At 74.8% G+C, this 12,760-nt stretch carries 14 protein-coding genes; 7 read left to right on the forward strand and 7 right to left on the reverse strand.

Annotation, left to right across the window (positions count from 1 at the left end; all coding sequences use genetic code 11):
* Positions 1 to 180: 180 nt before the first annotated feature.
* Entirely contained in the window at positions 181 to 1,380 is a 1,200-nt protein-coding gene (locus AC4H2H_RS03420; RefSeq protein WP_494369418.1) for a glycerate kinase, read from the reverse strand.
* Positions 1,381 to 1,498: 118 nt separating this feature from the next.
* Between AC4H2H_RS03420 and nadA the strand changes: the two genes are divergently transcribed.
* Positions 1,499 to 2,713: a quinolinate synthase NadA gene (nadA, locus tag AC4H2H_RS03425; RefSeq protein WP_494369560.1), complete on the forward strand. Its 1,215-nt coding sequence runs from the start codon at positions 1,499 to 1,501 to the stop codon at positions 2,711 to 2,713.
* A 67-nt stretch (positions 2,714 to 2,780) separates the two neighbouring features.
* A complete protein-coding gene (locus AC4H2H_RS03430; RefSeq protein ID WP_494369419.1) occupies positions 2,781 to 3,380 on the forward strand; it encodes a DJ-1/PfpI family protein in 600 nt (199 codons plus the stop codon).
* Positions 3,381 to 3,420: 40 nt separating this feature from the next.
* Here AC4H2H_RS03430 and AC4H2H_RS03435 read toward each other — a convergent pair whose 3' ends face one another.
* Entirely contained in the window at positions 3,421 to 3,792 is a 372-nt protein-coding gene (locus AC4H2H_RS03435; protein ID WP_494369420.1) for a DUF3817 domain-containing protein, read from the reverse strand.
* A gap of 84 nt (positions 3,793 to 3,876) precedes the next feature.
* Here AC4H2H_RS03435 and AC4H2H_RS03440 point away from each other — a divergent pair, with 84 nt between their 5' ends.
* On the forward strand, positions 3,877 to 4,407 hold the full coding sequence (locus AC4H2H_RS03440) for an acyl-CoA thioesterase (RefSeq protein WP_494369421.1): 531 nt from the start codon (positions 3,877 to 3,879) through the stop codon (positions 4,405 to 4,407).
* A gap of 19 nt (positions 4,408 to 4,426) precedes the next feature.
* A complete protein-coding gene (locus AC4H2H_RS03445) occupies positions 4,427 to 5,281 on the forward strand; it encodes a DUF8817 family protein (RefSeq protein ID WP_494369422.1) in 855 nt (284 codons plus the stop codon).
* A 117-nt stretch (positions 5,282 to 5,398) separates the two neighbouring features.
* Here the strand turns inward: AC4H2H_RS03445 and AC4H2H_RS03450 are convergent, their stop codons facing one another.
* The gene (locus tag AC4H2H_RS03450; protein WP_494369423.1) at positions 5,399 to 6,808 is read right to left on the reverse strand and encodes a dipeptidase; all 1,410 of its coding nucleotides are present in this window, start codon (positions 6,806 to 6,808) and stop codon (positions 5,399 to 5,401) included.
* Positions 6,809 to 6,916: 108 nt separating this feature from the next.
* On the opposite strand from AC4H2H_RS03450, the gene AC4H2H_RS03455 reads away from it, so the two are divergent.
* Positions 6,917 to 7,510 (forward strand): DUF3043 domain-containing protein, encoded by a 594-nt coding sequence (locus AC4H2H_RS03455; RefSeq protein ID WP_494369424.1) that lies wholly within the window; start codon positions 6,917 to 6,919, stop codon positions 7,508 to 7,510.
* A 62-nt stretch (positions 7,511 to 7,572) separates the two neighbouring features.
* The gene (locus AC4H2H_RS03460) at positions 7,573 to 8,586 is read left to right on the forward strand and encodes an aldo/keto reductase family protein (RefSeq protein ID WP_494369425.1); all 1,014 of its coding nucleotides are present in this window, start codon (positions 7,573 to 7,575) and stop codon (positions 8,584 to 8,586) included.
* A gap of 99 nt (positions 8,587 to 8,685) precedes the next feature.
* On the opposite strand, the gene yczE is transcribed toward AC4H2H_RS03460, so the two are convergent.
* Positions 8,686 to 9,357: a membrane protein YczE gene (gene yczE, locus AC4H2H_RS03465; protein WP_494369426.1), complete on the reverse strand. Its 672-nt coding sequence runs from the start codon at positions 9,355 to 9,357 to the stop codon at positions 8,686 to 8,688.
* A gap of 62 nt (positions 9,358 to 9,419) precedes the next feature.
* On the opposite strand from yczE, the gene yczR reads away from it, so the two are divergent.
* Entirely contained in the window at positions 9,420 to 10,919 is a 1,500-nt protein-coding gene (gene yczR, locus AC4H2H_RS03470; RefSeq protein ID WP_494369427.1) for a MocR-like transcription factor YczR, read from the forward strand.
* 24 nt (positions 10,920 to 10,943) lie between these two features.
* Here yczR and AC4H2H_RS03475 read toward each other — a convergent pair whose 3' ends face one another.
* The 3 genes from AC4H2H_RS03475 to AC4H2H_RS03485 are packed head-to-tail and all read right to left on the reverse strand — an operon-like array spanning position 10,944 to position 12,750.
* The gene (locus AC4H2H_RS03475) at positions 10,944 to 11,153 is read right to left on the reverse strand and encodes a hypothetical protein (protein WP_494369428.1); all 210 of its coding nucleotides are present in this window, start codon (positions 11,151 to 11,153) and stop codon (positions 10,944 to 10,946) included.
* The gene (locus AC4H2H_RS03480) at positions 11,153 to 12,262 is read right to left on the reverse strand and encodes a quinone-dependent dihydroorotate dehydrogenase (RefSeq protein ID WP_494369429.1); all 1,110 of its coding nucleotides are present in this window, start codon (positions 12,260 to 12,262) and stop codon (positions 11,153 to 11,155) included. Before AC4H2H_RS03480 ends, AC4H2H_RS03475 begins: the two co-directional genes overlap by 1 nt.
* The gene (locus AC4H2H_RS03485) at positions 12,259 to 12,750 is read right to left on the reverse strand and encodes a hypothetical protein (RefSeq protein WP_494369430.1); all 492 of its coding nucleotides are present in this window, start codon (positions 12,748 to 12,750) and stop codon (positions 12,259 to 12,261) included. The genes AC4H2H_RS03480 and AC4H2H_RS03485 overlap by 4 nt, the downstream gene beginning before the upstream one ends.
* Positions 12,751 to 12,760: the final 10 nt, after the last annotated feature.

Consider the following 12,760-nt stretch of genomic DNA (forward strand, 5'->3'; position numbering starts at 1 on the left):
CGCTGTCGGGGGCACGTGCTGCCCCGGTGGTGGCCGGCTTCGGATCTCTCGAGAGATCGTGTCTCAGGTCCTCAACACCACAGGTGCCGGTCGTGTTCCCGAGTCTACGACGCACGAGGGTCCCGCGGTCGAACGGTCGACCCGCCGCCCACCGTGCGGCGCCCACGCATCGTGCACGCGTCAGGCTCGTGACCAGGTGCGCGCGACGCGTTCCACGACCTCGCGCGGCGAGCCGGCGCCCCAGGCGTAGGTGCCGCTCAGCCCGGCGGCGGCCTGCTCGCGCCGTCCGGCGACGACGGCACGGGCGACGACGACCACGGGCAGCGCATGCCCCGCGGCGCGGCGAGCGACCTCCTGGACGACGCCCTCCCCCAGCTCGGGCGCACCGAGCTCGTCCGCGACCACCACCACGAGGTCGACGCCCGCGAGACGCTCGTCGAGGCCGACGTCGTCGGCGAGGACCTGCAGCGCGGGGACGAGCCGGCCCCCGAGGGCGGCGACCGCGAAGGCCGTCCCGCCGCCGCTGCCCGTCCCGCGCGCGCCGGCGATCCGGCGCGCCGACGACGTCAGCAGGAGGTCACCCGCGACGGCTCCCCCGCGATCGCGCTCGAGCACCTCGACGGCGGCGGCGACGTCGTGCGCGACGGCGCCCAGCTCGCGCTCGAGATCCTGCGCGACGGCGTCGTCGACACCGCGTGCCGCGAGCGCCGCGCTCGCCCCGTGCAGTCCGAGCAGCGGGGCACCGGTGGCGACGGCGGCGACCAGGTGCACGCCGCCGAGCGCGGCCCGCGCCGCACGCAGCACGTCAGCCAGGTCCGCGCTGCTCTCGTCGGCCGTCGGGTCACGCGCGGTTCCAGCCAGGGCGCGAAGCAGCCCGGCGCCGGCGTCGTGGCTGCGCGCTCCCCCGGTCGCGAGCACCACCCGACCCGGGTGACCCTCGTCCGTGCGGGCCGCGGCGGCGGACAGCGCGAGCAGGTGCCCGACGGCGTCGGACGACCGGGGCGGCCAGACGTCACGACGGCGAGGCGCGCCGTCGTCCACCGCGCCGCCGTCGAGCGCCGGGACCTGGGACGCGTCCGCGTAGACCGTCCCCGTGCGGCGGTCCCGGCGCACGGCGACCGGCACGTCCGCGCCCCCGGGCCCGGGCACGACCGCGGCGAGAAGCTCCGGCGCGACGGGCGCGAGCGCGTCGAGGAACGCCGGGCCCGCGCTCGCGAGCTCCACGACCGCGACGTCGGTCCCGGCGCCGGCCCCGGCCCACCATCGCGCGACGTCACGGACGGTCGGGGGCGCGCCGTCGGACGGGGGGACGACGCTCCCGCCCGGCCACACGCCGTCGGGCACCGCAGGGCCGGCAGAGCCGGTGACGAGGACGCGCATGCGGGGATTGTGCCAGTCGTGGAGGCGCCGTCCACGGTGCCGAGGCACCCGGCCGGGCCGGGACGCGCTGTGCGACGATGTTCTCGTGAGCACTGGAAGCACCTTGCTGGACTCCGGTCTGACCGGCCCCGACGCGTCGCGCCGCGCGAGCACCGGCTTCGCGGAACCCGCGCCCTCCGCCCTCCTGCTGCTCGGGCAGGGGCGCGACCTCGCGTCCGAGCGCGGCGTGGAGTGCGTGGGCGAGCTGCCCGCGCCGAGCGACCCTGACCTCGTGGAGCGCGCGCGCGCGGCGCGGGCCGCCCTCGGCGAGCGCGCGTTCGTCCTGGGCCACCACTACCAGCGCGACGAGGTCATCGACTTCGCCGACGTCACGGGCGACTCGTTCAAGCTCGCCCGCGAGGCGGCCGCGCGGCCCGAGGCGGAGTACATCCTGTTCTGCGGCGTGCACTTCATGGCCGAGAGCGCGGACATCCTCACGTCCGACGCGCAGCAGGTCGTGCTGCCGGACCTCGCCGCGGGCTGCTCGATGGCGGACATGGCGGCGATCGACCAGGTCGAGGACGCGTGGGACGTGCTCGAGGCCGTCGGGATCGCGGACTCGACGGTCCCCGTCACGTACATGAACTCCTCGGCGTCGATCAAGGCGTTCACGGGCCGCCACGGCGGCACGGTGTGCACGTCGTCGAACGCGGAGGTCGCGCTGCGCTGGGCGTTCGACCAGGTGGGCGGCGTGGACGGGACGGGCAAGGTCCTGTTCCTCCCGGACCAGCACCTGGGCCGCAACACGGCCGTGCTCAAGCTCGCGATGTCGCTCGACGACTGCGTCGTGTTCGACCCGCGCAAGCCGAACGGCGGCCTCACGGACACGCAGCTGCGCGACGCCCGCATGATCCTGTGGCGCGGGCACTGCTCGGTGCACGGGCGGTTCTCCGTGAAGAACGTCAGCGACATCCGCACGGCGGTCCCTGACGTCAACGTGCTGGTGCACCCCGAGTGCAAGAACGAGGTCGTCACCGCCGCGGACTTCGTGGGGTCCACGGAGTACATCATCAAGATGCTCGACGCCGCGGAGCCCGGCTCGTCCTGGGCGATCGGCACCGAGCTCAACCTCGTGCGCCGCGTCGCGCGGGCCCACCCGGACAAGCAGGTGCACTACCTCGACTCGACGGTGTGCTTCTGCTCGACGATGAACCGGATCGACCTGCCGCACCTCGTGTGGGCGATGGAGTCGCTGGCCGACGGCCGCGTGGTCAACCGGATCGTCGTGGACGCCGACGACGCGCACTGGGCGCGCGTCGCGCTCGACCAGATGCTCGCGCTGCCGGGCATCTAGCCGACCCCCGGCGGCCGACCGCCGGGAGCCAGGAACCCTCGAGGAGCCGGGGGACGCGGAGGTAGGCATGACGACCGGGAACGGGATGAACGTCGGCATCTTCGTCTTCGACGAGGCGGAGGAGCTCGACGTCGCGGGGCCGTTCGAGGTGCTCACCGCGTGGGCCGAGCACTCCGCGCTCAAGCCGCACGTGTCGACGTTCTCGTGGGACGGCGGCGGCGTACGTCTCGCGAAGGGCCTGCGCCTCGTCCCCGACCGCTCGGCCGACGACGTCGGGCCGCTGCACCTGCTCGTCTACCCCGGCGGCTGGGGCACGCGCGCCCTGCTCGCGGACCGGGTGCACCTCGAGTGGCTGCGCGCGATGCGGGCGCAGACGCCCATCATCGCGAGCGTCTGCACCGGCTCGCTCGTGCTCGCCGCCGCCGGGCTGCTCGCGGGCCGGCCTGCGACGACGCACTGGGCGCACTACGACGACCTCGCCGAGATCGACGCGAGCGTCGTCCTCGACACCGAGGCCCGCTACGTCGACGACGGCGACGTCGTCACGTCCGCAGGCGTCTCGGCGGGGATCGACATGGCCCTGCACCTCGTCGCGCGGCTCGAGAGCGACGACGTCGCCCGCGCCGTGCGGCGGGGGATCCAGTACGACCCCGACCCCCCGGTCTGACGGCTGCGGCAGCGACGCGCTCCCGGCGCGACGGCCGCGGTCAGGCCGACGCGCGCGCGGGCCGGGGTGCGTACCGGCCCGACCGGTGGGCCCAGAGGTCGAAGACGACCGTGCAGAAGGGCGGGACGGTCGCGGCGAGCGCGAGGAACGTCGTCCAGAGGGACCAGCGCACGCGCACGGCCACGAGCACCGCGAGGGCGACGTAGACGACCACGAGACCGCCGTGGACCGGGCCGAAGATCTCGACCCCGCGCTCCGTCGTGCCCGCGACCCACTTGAGGTACATCCCGACGAGCAGGCCCGCCCACGAGAAGGCCTCGGCGATCGCGACGGCGCGGAAGGCGCGTACCACCCAGGGATGGCCCGGCTCGGTGGTGGCGGTGGGGCGAGGGGCGGAGCTCGTCGTCGTCACGGCGCGCATCTTCGCACACCAGCCTGGTGGTCCGGTGATCGCTGAATACCTGGTACCACCCGTGCCGGGTAGTAGCCTGCGACGGTGACCCGTCAGATCCACCTCCTCGCCGCCAGCGTTGTGCCGCGCAAGGCCGTGCCCGGTCGGGGCGTCCTCGAGCCGTCCACGACCCGGATGCGCGTGCACCCCGGCGACCTCGACTTCTACCTGCACGTGAACAACGGCGTGTACCTGCAGATGATGGACATCGCCCGCAGCAACCTCATCGCCGACCTCGGCGGGTTCTCGCTCCTCAAGGACAAGGGCTGGTTCCCGGTCGTCGCGGCGTCGACCATGAAGTACCGCCGCTCGCTCCAGCTCTGGGACCGGTTCGAGATCACGACGCGCGTCCTCGGGTGGGACGAGCGCGTGATCTACCTCGAGCAGGTCTTCGCACGCGGCGGCGACCTGTGCGCACGTGGCGTCGTCGCCGGCCGGTTCCTCTCCCGGGGCTCGGGCGACCGCGTGCCCGCGCCCGACGTCGTCGGCCTGCTGGGCGGTGACCTCGCCTCCCCGGAGCTCCCGGACGACGTCGCGCGCTGGGCCCGGGCGCTCGACGTCGCCCATCGCGCCTGACCGGTGGTTCGATGGTCGGATGCCGGAACCCACGCACCCTGCACCCGACCCCTTCGACGCGACCATGGTCCCCGCGCTCCCCTGCCGGGACGTCGACGAGCTGCGCGACTTCTGGGTGGCGCTCGGCTTCGACGTGACCTACCGCCAGCTGCGGCCCAATCCCTACGTCTCCGTGCGCCGCGGCGGGGTCGACCTGCACTACTTCGGGCTCGACGGGCTCGAGCCGCAGGACAGCTACAGCACGTGCATCGCCGTCGTCGACGACGCCGAGCCGGTCTTCGAGGCCCTCGCGGCGGGCCTGCGTGCCCGCTACGGCAGGCTCCCCCTCACGGGATTCCCCCGGATCACCCGCCCGCGCCGACGGGCGAACGCGGGCGGCGTGAGCGGGTTCAGCGTCGTCGACCCGGCGGGGAACTGGGTCCGGTTCATGCGTCGCCCGACGACGACGGACGGCACCGCCCCGGACGCGTCACCGCAGGAGGCGCCCGCCACCGGGCGCGGTGACGCCGAGGAAGGGGACTCCGCGCTCGCCGCGTACGCGCCCCGGCCCGCGAGCCGGCTCGCGCGCGCCCTCGACGACGCCGTCGTGCAGGCCGACTCGCACGGCGACGCCGTGCAGGGGCACAAGATCCTCGCCGGGGCGCTGCGCCGGGCGGGAGACGACGCCGACGTCGCGGACCGGGTGCGCGCGCTCGCCTACCTCGCCGAGCTCGCCGTCCGCACCGAGGACCTGACGACGGCGCGCGAGCACCTCGACCGCCTCGCCGCGCTCGAGGCGACCCTCGACGCGGCGTCTCGCGCCGCCGTCGGACCGGTGCTCACCGAGGCCGCGGAGCTGCACGCCACGCTCCGCGGCGACGGCCAGAGCCCGTGAACCCCGAACCCTCCGCGCGGACCGTTGTGCTCCGCGCGGAGGGACGTCCCTGCGCGTGACACTCGCGCGTAGGCGCGCACGTGCCACGCGTAGGCGCGCACGGCGGCGCGGTGCGCGTCAGGCGACGGCGCCGCCGAGACGCGCGAGGAGGAGCGCCTCGGCGAGCACGACCTTCTCCAGCTCGCCGAGGTGCACCGACTCGTTCGCGCCGTGCGCGCGCGAGTCGGGGTCCTCGACGCCCGTGACGAGGATCGCGGCGTCGGGGAAGACCTCGAGCAGGTCGGCGATGAACGGGATGGAGCCACCGACGCCGATGTCGACGGGGTCCGTCCCCCACGACGTCGCGAACGCCCAGCGCGCGGCCCGCATCGCGTCGGAGTCCGCAGGCGCGAGGAACGGCTTGCCCTGCTCGCCGTCGCGCACGGTGACGCGCGCGCCGAGCGGGGCGTTCGTCTCCAGGTGCGTGCACAGCGCCGCCATCGCGGCGGCCGGGTCCTGACCCGGCGCGAGGCGCACGGACAGCTTCGCGGTCGCGCGGGGCGTGAGCGTGTTCGACGCGTGGGCGACGCTCGGCGCGTCGAGACCGATGACGGCGATCGCCGGCTTGGTCCACAGGCGCCCCGCGATGCTGCCCTCGCCCGCGAGGACGGTCCCGTCGAGCAGCGAGGAGTCCGCGCGGAAGTCGGCCTCCGCGTAGTCGACCGTGGGCTCGGCGCCTGTGACGAGACCGGGCACGGCGACGTTGCCCGCGTCGTCGTGCAGGGTGGCGATGAGTCGCGCGAGGAGCGTCACGGCGTCGAGCACCGGGCCGCCGAACATGCCCGAGTGCACCGCGTGGTCGAGCACCGCGACCTCGACCTCGCAGTCCACGAGGCCGCGCAGCGACGTCGTGAGCGCCGGCACGCCGATCTTCCAGTTCGAGGAGTCCGCGACGACGATGACGTCCGCCGCGAGCAGGTCGCGGTACTGCGTGAGGAAGGGCAGGAAGGTCGGAGAGCCGATCTCCTCCTCGCCCTCGACGAAGACGGTCACGCCGACGGGCAGGTCGCCGAGCGAGGTCAGGGCGCGCAGCGCACCCAGGTGCGCCACCACGCCCGCCTTGTCGTCGGCCGCGCCGCGCCCGTAGAGGCGGCCGTCGCGCTCGGTCGGCACGAACGGCTCCGTCTCCCACGCGGCGGCGTCGCCCGGGGGCTGTACGTCGTGGTGCGCGTACAGCAGCACCGTCGGGGCGCCGTCGGGCGCGGGGCGGCGGGCGACGACGGCGGGTGCGCCCTCGGAGCCGTCGGCGGCCCGGGCGCGCAGCACCTGCACCTCGGGCAGGTCGGCGTCGCGCAGGAGCGCGGCCACGGCGTCGGCGCTCGCGGCGACGTGCGCCTGGTCGAACGCGGCGTTGGAGACGCTCGGCACGCGCACGAGCGACTCGAGGTCCGCGCGCAGCGCGGGGAACAGCCGTGCGACGGTCTCGCGGAGCGTGGTCGCGAGGGCGGTGTCGGGCGCAGTGTCGGTGGGTTCGGGTGAGTTCGTCACGACGAGCACCGTACGACACCGGTGCCCGGGACGACATGGGGGGGGTGGGCACGGCACTCTCCCCGGACGGACGCCCGGGCACACCTCCGGCTCGACTACCCTGGTGGGGTGTTCTCCCGCAACAAGTCCGCCGCGACGCCCGCCGCCCCCGACCCCGTCGAGCAGGCGGCCGAGATCGAGCAGGCCGGCAAGGGCCGCCCGACCCCGAAGCGCAAGGTCTCCGAGGCCGCGAACAAGCGACCCCTCGTGCCGAACGACCGCCGCGCCGCCGCGAAGACCGCGCGGGAGAAGCAGCGCGAGATGCGCGACCGCCAGTACCAGGCGATGCAGACCGGCGACGAGCGCTACCTGCCCGTGCGCGACAAGGGGCCGGTCAAGCGCTACGTGCGCGACTACGTCGACGCCCGCTGGAACCTCGGCGAGTTCTTCCTCCCGGTCGCGCTCGTGTTCATCGTCTTCTCGTTCCTCACCGCGCAGAACCAGGAGCTCGCGTTCGTCACGGTCATCACGCTGTACGTCATCGTGCTGCTCACGGTCGTCGACGCCTTCATCATGTGGCGGCGCCTGCGCAAGCGGATCGTCGCGAAGTTCGGCCAGGTCCCCAAGGGCACCGTCATGTACGCCGTGATGCGAGCCTTCCAGCTCCGCCGCGCGCGCCTGCCGAAGCCGCTGCACAAGAAGCACGGCGTCTACCCGGACTGAGCACCTCGGCGGGCCGGGCGCACACGATGCCGGGGCAACCGTCGCGCCGGTAGGTTGGGCACATGCCTCACTACCGCTACCTCGGCAACTCCGGCCTCAAGATCTCCGAGATCACCTACGGCAACTGGCTCACCCACGGCTCACAGGTCGAGAACGACGTCGCGACCGCGTGCGTGCACGCCGCGCTCGACGCGGGCATCTCGACGTTCGACACGGCGGACGTCTACGCGAACACGAAGGCCGAGCAGGTCCTCGGCGACGCGCTCAAGGGACAGCGTCGCGAGTCGCTCGAGATCTTCACCAAGGTCTACTGGCCGACCGGTCCCGGCGGCCCCAACGACACCGGGCTCTCGCGCAAGCACGTCATGGAGTCGATCAACGGCTCCCTGCAGCGCCTCGGCACGGACTACGTGGACCTCTACCAGGCGCACCGCTACGACACCGAGACGCCGCTCGAGGAGACGATGCAGGCGTTCGCCGACATCGTGCGCCAGGGCAAGGCCCTGTACATCGGCGTCTCGGAGTGGACGGCGGACCAGATCCGCGCGGGCCACGCGCTCGCGAAGGACCTCGGGTTCCAGCTCATCTCGTCCCAGCCCCAGTACTCGATGCTGTGGCGCGTCATCGAGGACGAGGTCGTGCCGACGTCCCGCGAGCTCGGCGTGTCACAGATCGTGTGGTCGCCCGTCGCGCAGGGCGTGCTCACCGGCAAGTACCGTCCCGGACAGGAGGCGCCCGCGGGCTCCCGCGCGACGGACGAGAAGGGCGGGTCCCGCTTCATCCAGCGGTTCCTGTCCGACGACGTGCTCACGCGGGTGCAGAACCTCACCCCGGTCGCCGACGAGCTGGGCCTGAGCCTCGCCCAGCTCGCCGTCGCGTGGGTGCTGCAGAACGACAACGTCGCCGCGGCGCTCATCGGGGCGTCCCGGCCCGAGCAGGTCGCGGAGAACGTCAAGGCGTCGGGCGTCGTCATCCCGGCCGAGCTCATGACGCGCATCGACGAGATCCTCGGCGACGTCGTCGAGCGCGACCCGGGCAAGACGGCCGAGGGCGCCCCGAAGGCCCGCGTCGCCTGACCGGGCGTGGTCCTGCCCGGCGCCGCGCGCGGCGTCGGGCAGGACCGGGTACCTCACCGACCGGGTTCCGGGCATGCCTCCCTCGCCCGGTCGGGAGCGCTACGGCGCCGGAGCAGGCGCCGGCGGGGGTGACGCGGGAGTCGGCGCCGCGCCTCGCGCGGGCGCCGACGGCGCCGTCACGAGCCCGCGCGGTGCGAACCAGCGCGCGGTGAGCTGGACGATCGGGCCGACGCCGACGGCGTACGCGAGCGTCGCCCAGCCGAGCGTCCCCCCGAGCGCCCAGCCCAGGGCGACGAGGATCACCTCGATGGACGTCCGCACGACCCGCACGGAGCGGCCCGTGCGGGCGACGAGGCCCGTCATGAGCCCGTCCCGGGGACCGGGGCCGAGCCGCGTGCCCAGGTAGGCGGCGGTCGCGAGCCCGTTGAGCACGATGCCGCCGACCGCGAGCGCCACGCTCGCCGCGACGCCGGGGTCCGGGACGAGCCGGGCGACGAGCGCGATCGCGGGGTCGATCGTCACCGTGATGACGACGACGTTCGCGACGGTCCCGATCCCGGGCCGCTGGCGCAGCGGGATCCAGGCGAGGAGCGCGAGCACGCTCAGCGACCCGACGACGACCCCGAAGGGCAGGCCGGTTCGTCGCACGATGCCCTGGTGCAGGACGTCCCACGGCATCCCACCCTGCCCGGCGTGGAGCATCAACGCCATGGACAGGGAGTAGGCGAGCAGGCCGAGGAGGAGCTGGACGGCACGACGCGTGGGGCTCATGGGTGCCATCCTGCGCGCGGAATGGCATCGACATCCATAGCCAATCGCGAGAGAGTGGCCTCATGAGCATGGCTCCTGCGGGCACGGTCGACGTGCACCGCCACCTCTCCCCCGGCGCAGCGGCGCGACTCCTCGGCCGCTGGCACGCGGGGGGCCCCGCGTACACCGCGCTCGCGGACGCCCTGCGTTCCGCGGTGCTCGCCGGCACCCTCGTCCCGCACACGCGCCTCCCGTCCGAGCGGGACCTCGCGACCGCGCTCGGCGTGTCGCGCACGACGACGGCCGCCGCCTACCGGCGCCTGCGCGAGCTCGGATTCGCGCGGTCCCGCACGGGTTCGGGGACCGTCGTCGTGCTCCCCCGCGGGAGCACGCGGCGCTCAGCTCCCCGTGCGCCCCGGGCGCACGGCGGCGACGCCCCGCCGGCCCCCTCGCCCGGGGCGACCCCGATCGACCTGGCCGACCTGTCGCAGGCGACGTCCGCCGCACCGAGCGGTCTGCACGCCGCCTACTCGCGCGCGCTCGAGCGCCTGCCCGCGTACCTGGCCGAGGGGGGCTACGAGCCGTACGGCCTCGACGTCCTGCGCGAGGCGATCGCCGCCCGGCACACGGCCCGTGGCACGCCGACGACCCCGGACGAGATCCTCGTGACGACCGGCGGCCAGCACGCGATCGCGACGCTCGCGGCGACCCTCCTCGGGCCGGGCGACCGCGCCGTCGTGCAGTCGCCGACGTACTACCACGCGATGGAGGCCATGCGCCGGGCGGGGGCGCGCCTCGTCCCGGTCCCGGTGGGCCGCGGCGGGCACGACGACGCGCCCGGGTTCGACGCCGAGCTGTTCGACTCCACGCTCCGTCAGGTGTCGCCGCGGCTCGTCTACCTCGTGCCGGACTTCCACAACCCCACGGCCTACACGCTCACCCCCGCCGAGCGTGACCGCGTCCGCGACGCCGCCGCGCGCCACCGGGTGAGCGTCGTCGGGGACGAGACCCTCACCGACCTCGACCTCGACGGCGACCCGGACGCCACGGGACCGGTGGCGCCGCCGCTCGCCGGGGACGGGACGTCGCCGTACGCCGTGACCGTGGGGTCGGCGTCGAAGTCGTTCTGGGGCGGGCTGCGGGTCGGCTGGGTGCGCGCCCACCCGGACCTCGTCGCACGCCTCATGCGCACGCGGCAGTCCGCGGACATCGGGACCGCGGTGCTCGAGCAGCTCACGGTCGTCGAGCTGCTGCACGACAGCGCCGCCGTGCTCGCCGAGCGACGCCGGATGCTGCGCGGTCAGCGCGACCTGCTGTGCGGGCTGCTCGCGGACGCCCTGCCCTCCTGGCGCGTCCACGTGCCGGAGGGTGGGCTCTCGCTCTGGGTCGACGTCGGCGCCCCCGTCGCGCACGCGTTCGCCGCGGCGGCAGCCGCGGAGGGCATCCTCGTCAACGCCGGCCCGACGTTCACGCCGGACGGCAGCTCGACGGACAGGCTGCGCCTCACCTTCTCGCGCCCGCCCGAGGAGCTCGAGCGCGCGGTGGCCCGGCTGGGCGCGGCGTGGGCACGCGTGACCGGATGACGTCGGGCGGACCGCCCGCCGTCGTCAGCGCGCGCGCAGCTCGACGGGCGCGGTGGCCTGCGCGCCGTCGTGCAGCAGCCGGGCGACGGCCGCGCCCTGTGCGGCGAGCGTGCGCCAGGTCTCGCCGAGCCACTGCTCCGCGTCGAACTGCGTCGTGAACACGGGGCTCACCGGTGCGGCGAGCGCGTGGCCCTCGGCGTCGTCGAGCTCCCAGACCCACTGCGGACGGATCATCACCGCTCCCTCGGCTCGCGGACGCCGCGGACGTTGTCCCCCGGCTCCGGGTGGCGTGCGAGCGAGCGGTTGATCCGCGCCGCCCAGAACGGCCCGTGGTAGGCGAAGGCCGTGTAGCCCTGCACCAGGTCCGCACCCGCGTGCAGGTAGTCGCGCGCGTCGTGCGCCGTCGTGATGCCACCGACCCCGATGATGGCGCGTCCGGCGCCGAGCCGCTCGCGCAGGCGTGCGACGACGGCGAGCCCGCGGGCCCGCACCGGCGGCCCGGAGAGCCCGCCCGGCCCGCGGTCGTGCCCGATGGTCGTGTTCACGGCGACGACGCCGTCGAGGTCGAGCTCGTCGACGAGGTCCGCGACGGCGTCGACGTCCTCGTCGGCGAGGTCGGGGGCGATCTTCACGAGGAGCGGCACGCGGCCGACGCCGGCCGCGGCCGTCGAGCGGTCCGCGGCCTCGCGCACGGCGACGAGGATCGGGCGCAGGGACTCGACCTCCTGGAGGTCGCGCAGGCCGGGCGTGTTGGGCGACGAGACGTTGACGACGAGGTAGTCCGCGAACGGCGCGAGGAGGCTCGCGCTCGTCGCGTAGTCCCCCGCGGCCTCCGCGGCGGGCGTGACCTTGGTCTTGCCGATGTTCGCACCGACGAGGACGGCGCGCCCCGCGGGCGTCGCGCGCAGCGCCTCGAGCCGGCGGGCGGCAGCGGCGGCGCCCTCGTTGTTGAACCCCATGCGGTTGCGGATGCCCTGGACGTCGAGCTCGCGCCACATGCGCGGCTTCTCGTTGCCCGGCTGCGCGTGCGCGGTGACGGTGCCGATCTCGACGAACGCGAACCCCAGCATCGTCAGCCCGCGCACGGCGCGCGCGTTCTTGTCGAACCCGCCCGCCAGGCCGAAGGGCGCAGGGAAGACCTTGCCCAGGACCTCGACGCTCCCGCGCCCCCCGACACGACGGCCGAGGTACGGCGCGAGCGCGCCCTGGACGACGTCGCGCAGGACGGGCACCCGTCCGGCGGTGGCGATGAGGCCGAACGCGACCTCGTGGGCCTTCTCGGGGTCCATGCGCTGGAAGACGGCGTCGAAGACGAGGCCGTACAGGAACGGGCGACGGCTCATGCGGCGACCTCCGGGTGGGTCGGTGAGGGGGGCGTCGGGCGGGTGCGCCACAGCCACCACAGCCCGACGAAGGGCAGGACGAGGGGAACGTACCCGTAGCCCTGGCCGAAGCCGGACCAGACGGTCGCGCGAGGGAAGGCCTCGGGGTCGGCGAGCGAGAAGGCACCGACGGCGAGGACGCCGACGAGCTCGATGGTGACGGCGGCCCAGGCGACGCGCCGCGCGGTCTGGCCGCCCCGCGCGAGGGCGACGGTCGCGACGACGTACACCGCAGCCGCGAAGCCGGAGAGGGCGTAGGCGAGGGGCGCCTCGTGCCAGTCACGCAGGAGCTGGACGCCGGCGCGCGCGCTCGCCGCGATCGCGAAGATGCCGTAGACGGCCACGAGCACGCGGCCGAACCCGGCGTTCGTCGTCGGCCGGGCGCTCGCCGCGGTGGCCGGTGCCGTGCGCGACGCGTCCTCCCCGCGCGGGGTGCCGGGTGCGCTCATCGGGTGGACC

It is taken from the genome of Cellulosimicrobium sp. BMG9.22 (assembly GCF_059159975.1).

Excerpts from the sequence above, each read along its gene's own strand:
- yczE (WP_494369426.1), bottom strand. The coding sequence starts at position 9,357 with ATGAGCCCCACGCGTCGTGCCGTCCAGCTCCTCCTCGGCCTGCTCGCC.
- yczR (WP_494369427.1), top strand. The coding sequence starts at position 9,420 with ATGAGCATGGCTCCTGCGGGCACGGTCGACGTGCACCGCCACCTCTCC.
- AC4H2H_RS03430 (WP_494369419.1), top strand. The coding sequence starts at position 2,781 with ATGACGACCGGGAACGGGATGAACGTCGGCATCTTCGTCTTCGACGAG.
- AC4H2H_RS03475 (WP_494369428.1), bottom strand. The coding sequence starts at position 11,153 with ATGATCCGTCCGCAGTGGGTCTGGGAGCTCGACGACGCCGAGGGCCAC.
- AC4H2H_RS03485 (WP_494369430.1), bottom strand. The coding sequence starts at position 12,750 with ATGAGCGCACCCGGCACCCCGCGCGGGGAGGACGCGTCGCGCACGGCA.
- AC4H2H_RS03460 (WP_494369425.1), top strand. The coding sequence starts at position 7,573 with ATGCCTCACTACCGCTACCTCGGCAACTCCGGCCTCAAGATCTCCGAG.
- AC4H2H_RS03445 (WP_494369422.1), top strand. The coding sequence starts at position 4,427 with ATGCCGGAACCCACGCACCCTGCACCCGACCCCTTCGACGCGACCATG.
- AC4H2H_RS03480 (WP_494369429.1), bottom strand. The coding sequence starts at position 12,262 with ATGAGCCGTCGCCCGTTCCTGTACGGCCTCGTCTTCGACGCCGTCTTC.
- AC4H2H_RS03420 (WP_494369418.1), bottom strand. The coding sequence starts at position 1,380 with ATGCGCGTCCTCGTCACCGGCTCTGCCGGCCCTGCGGTGCCCGACGGC.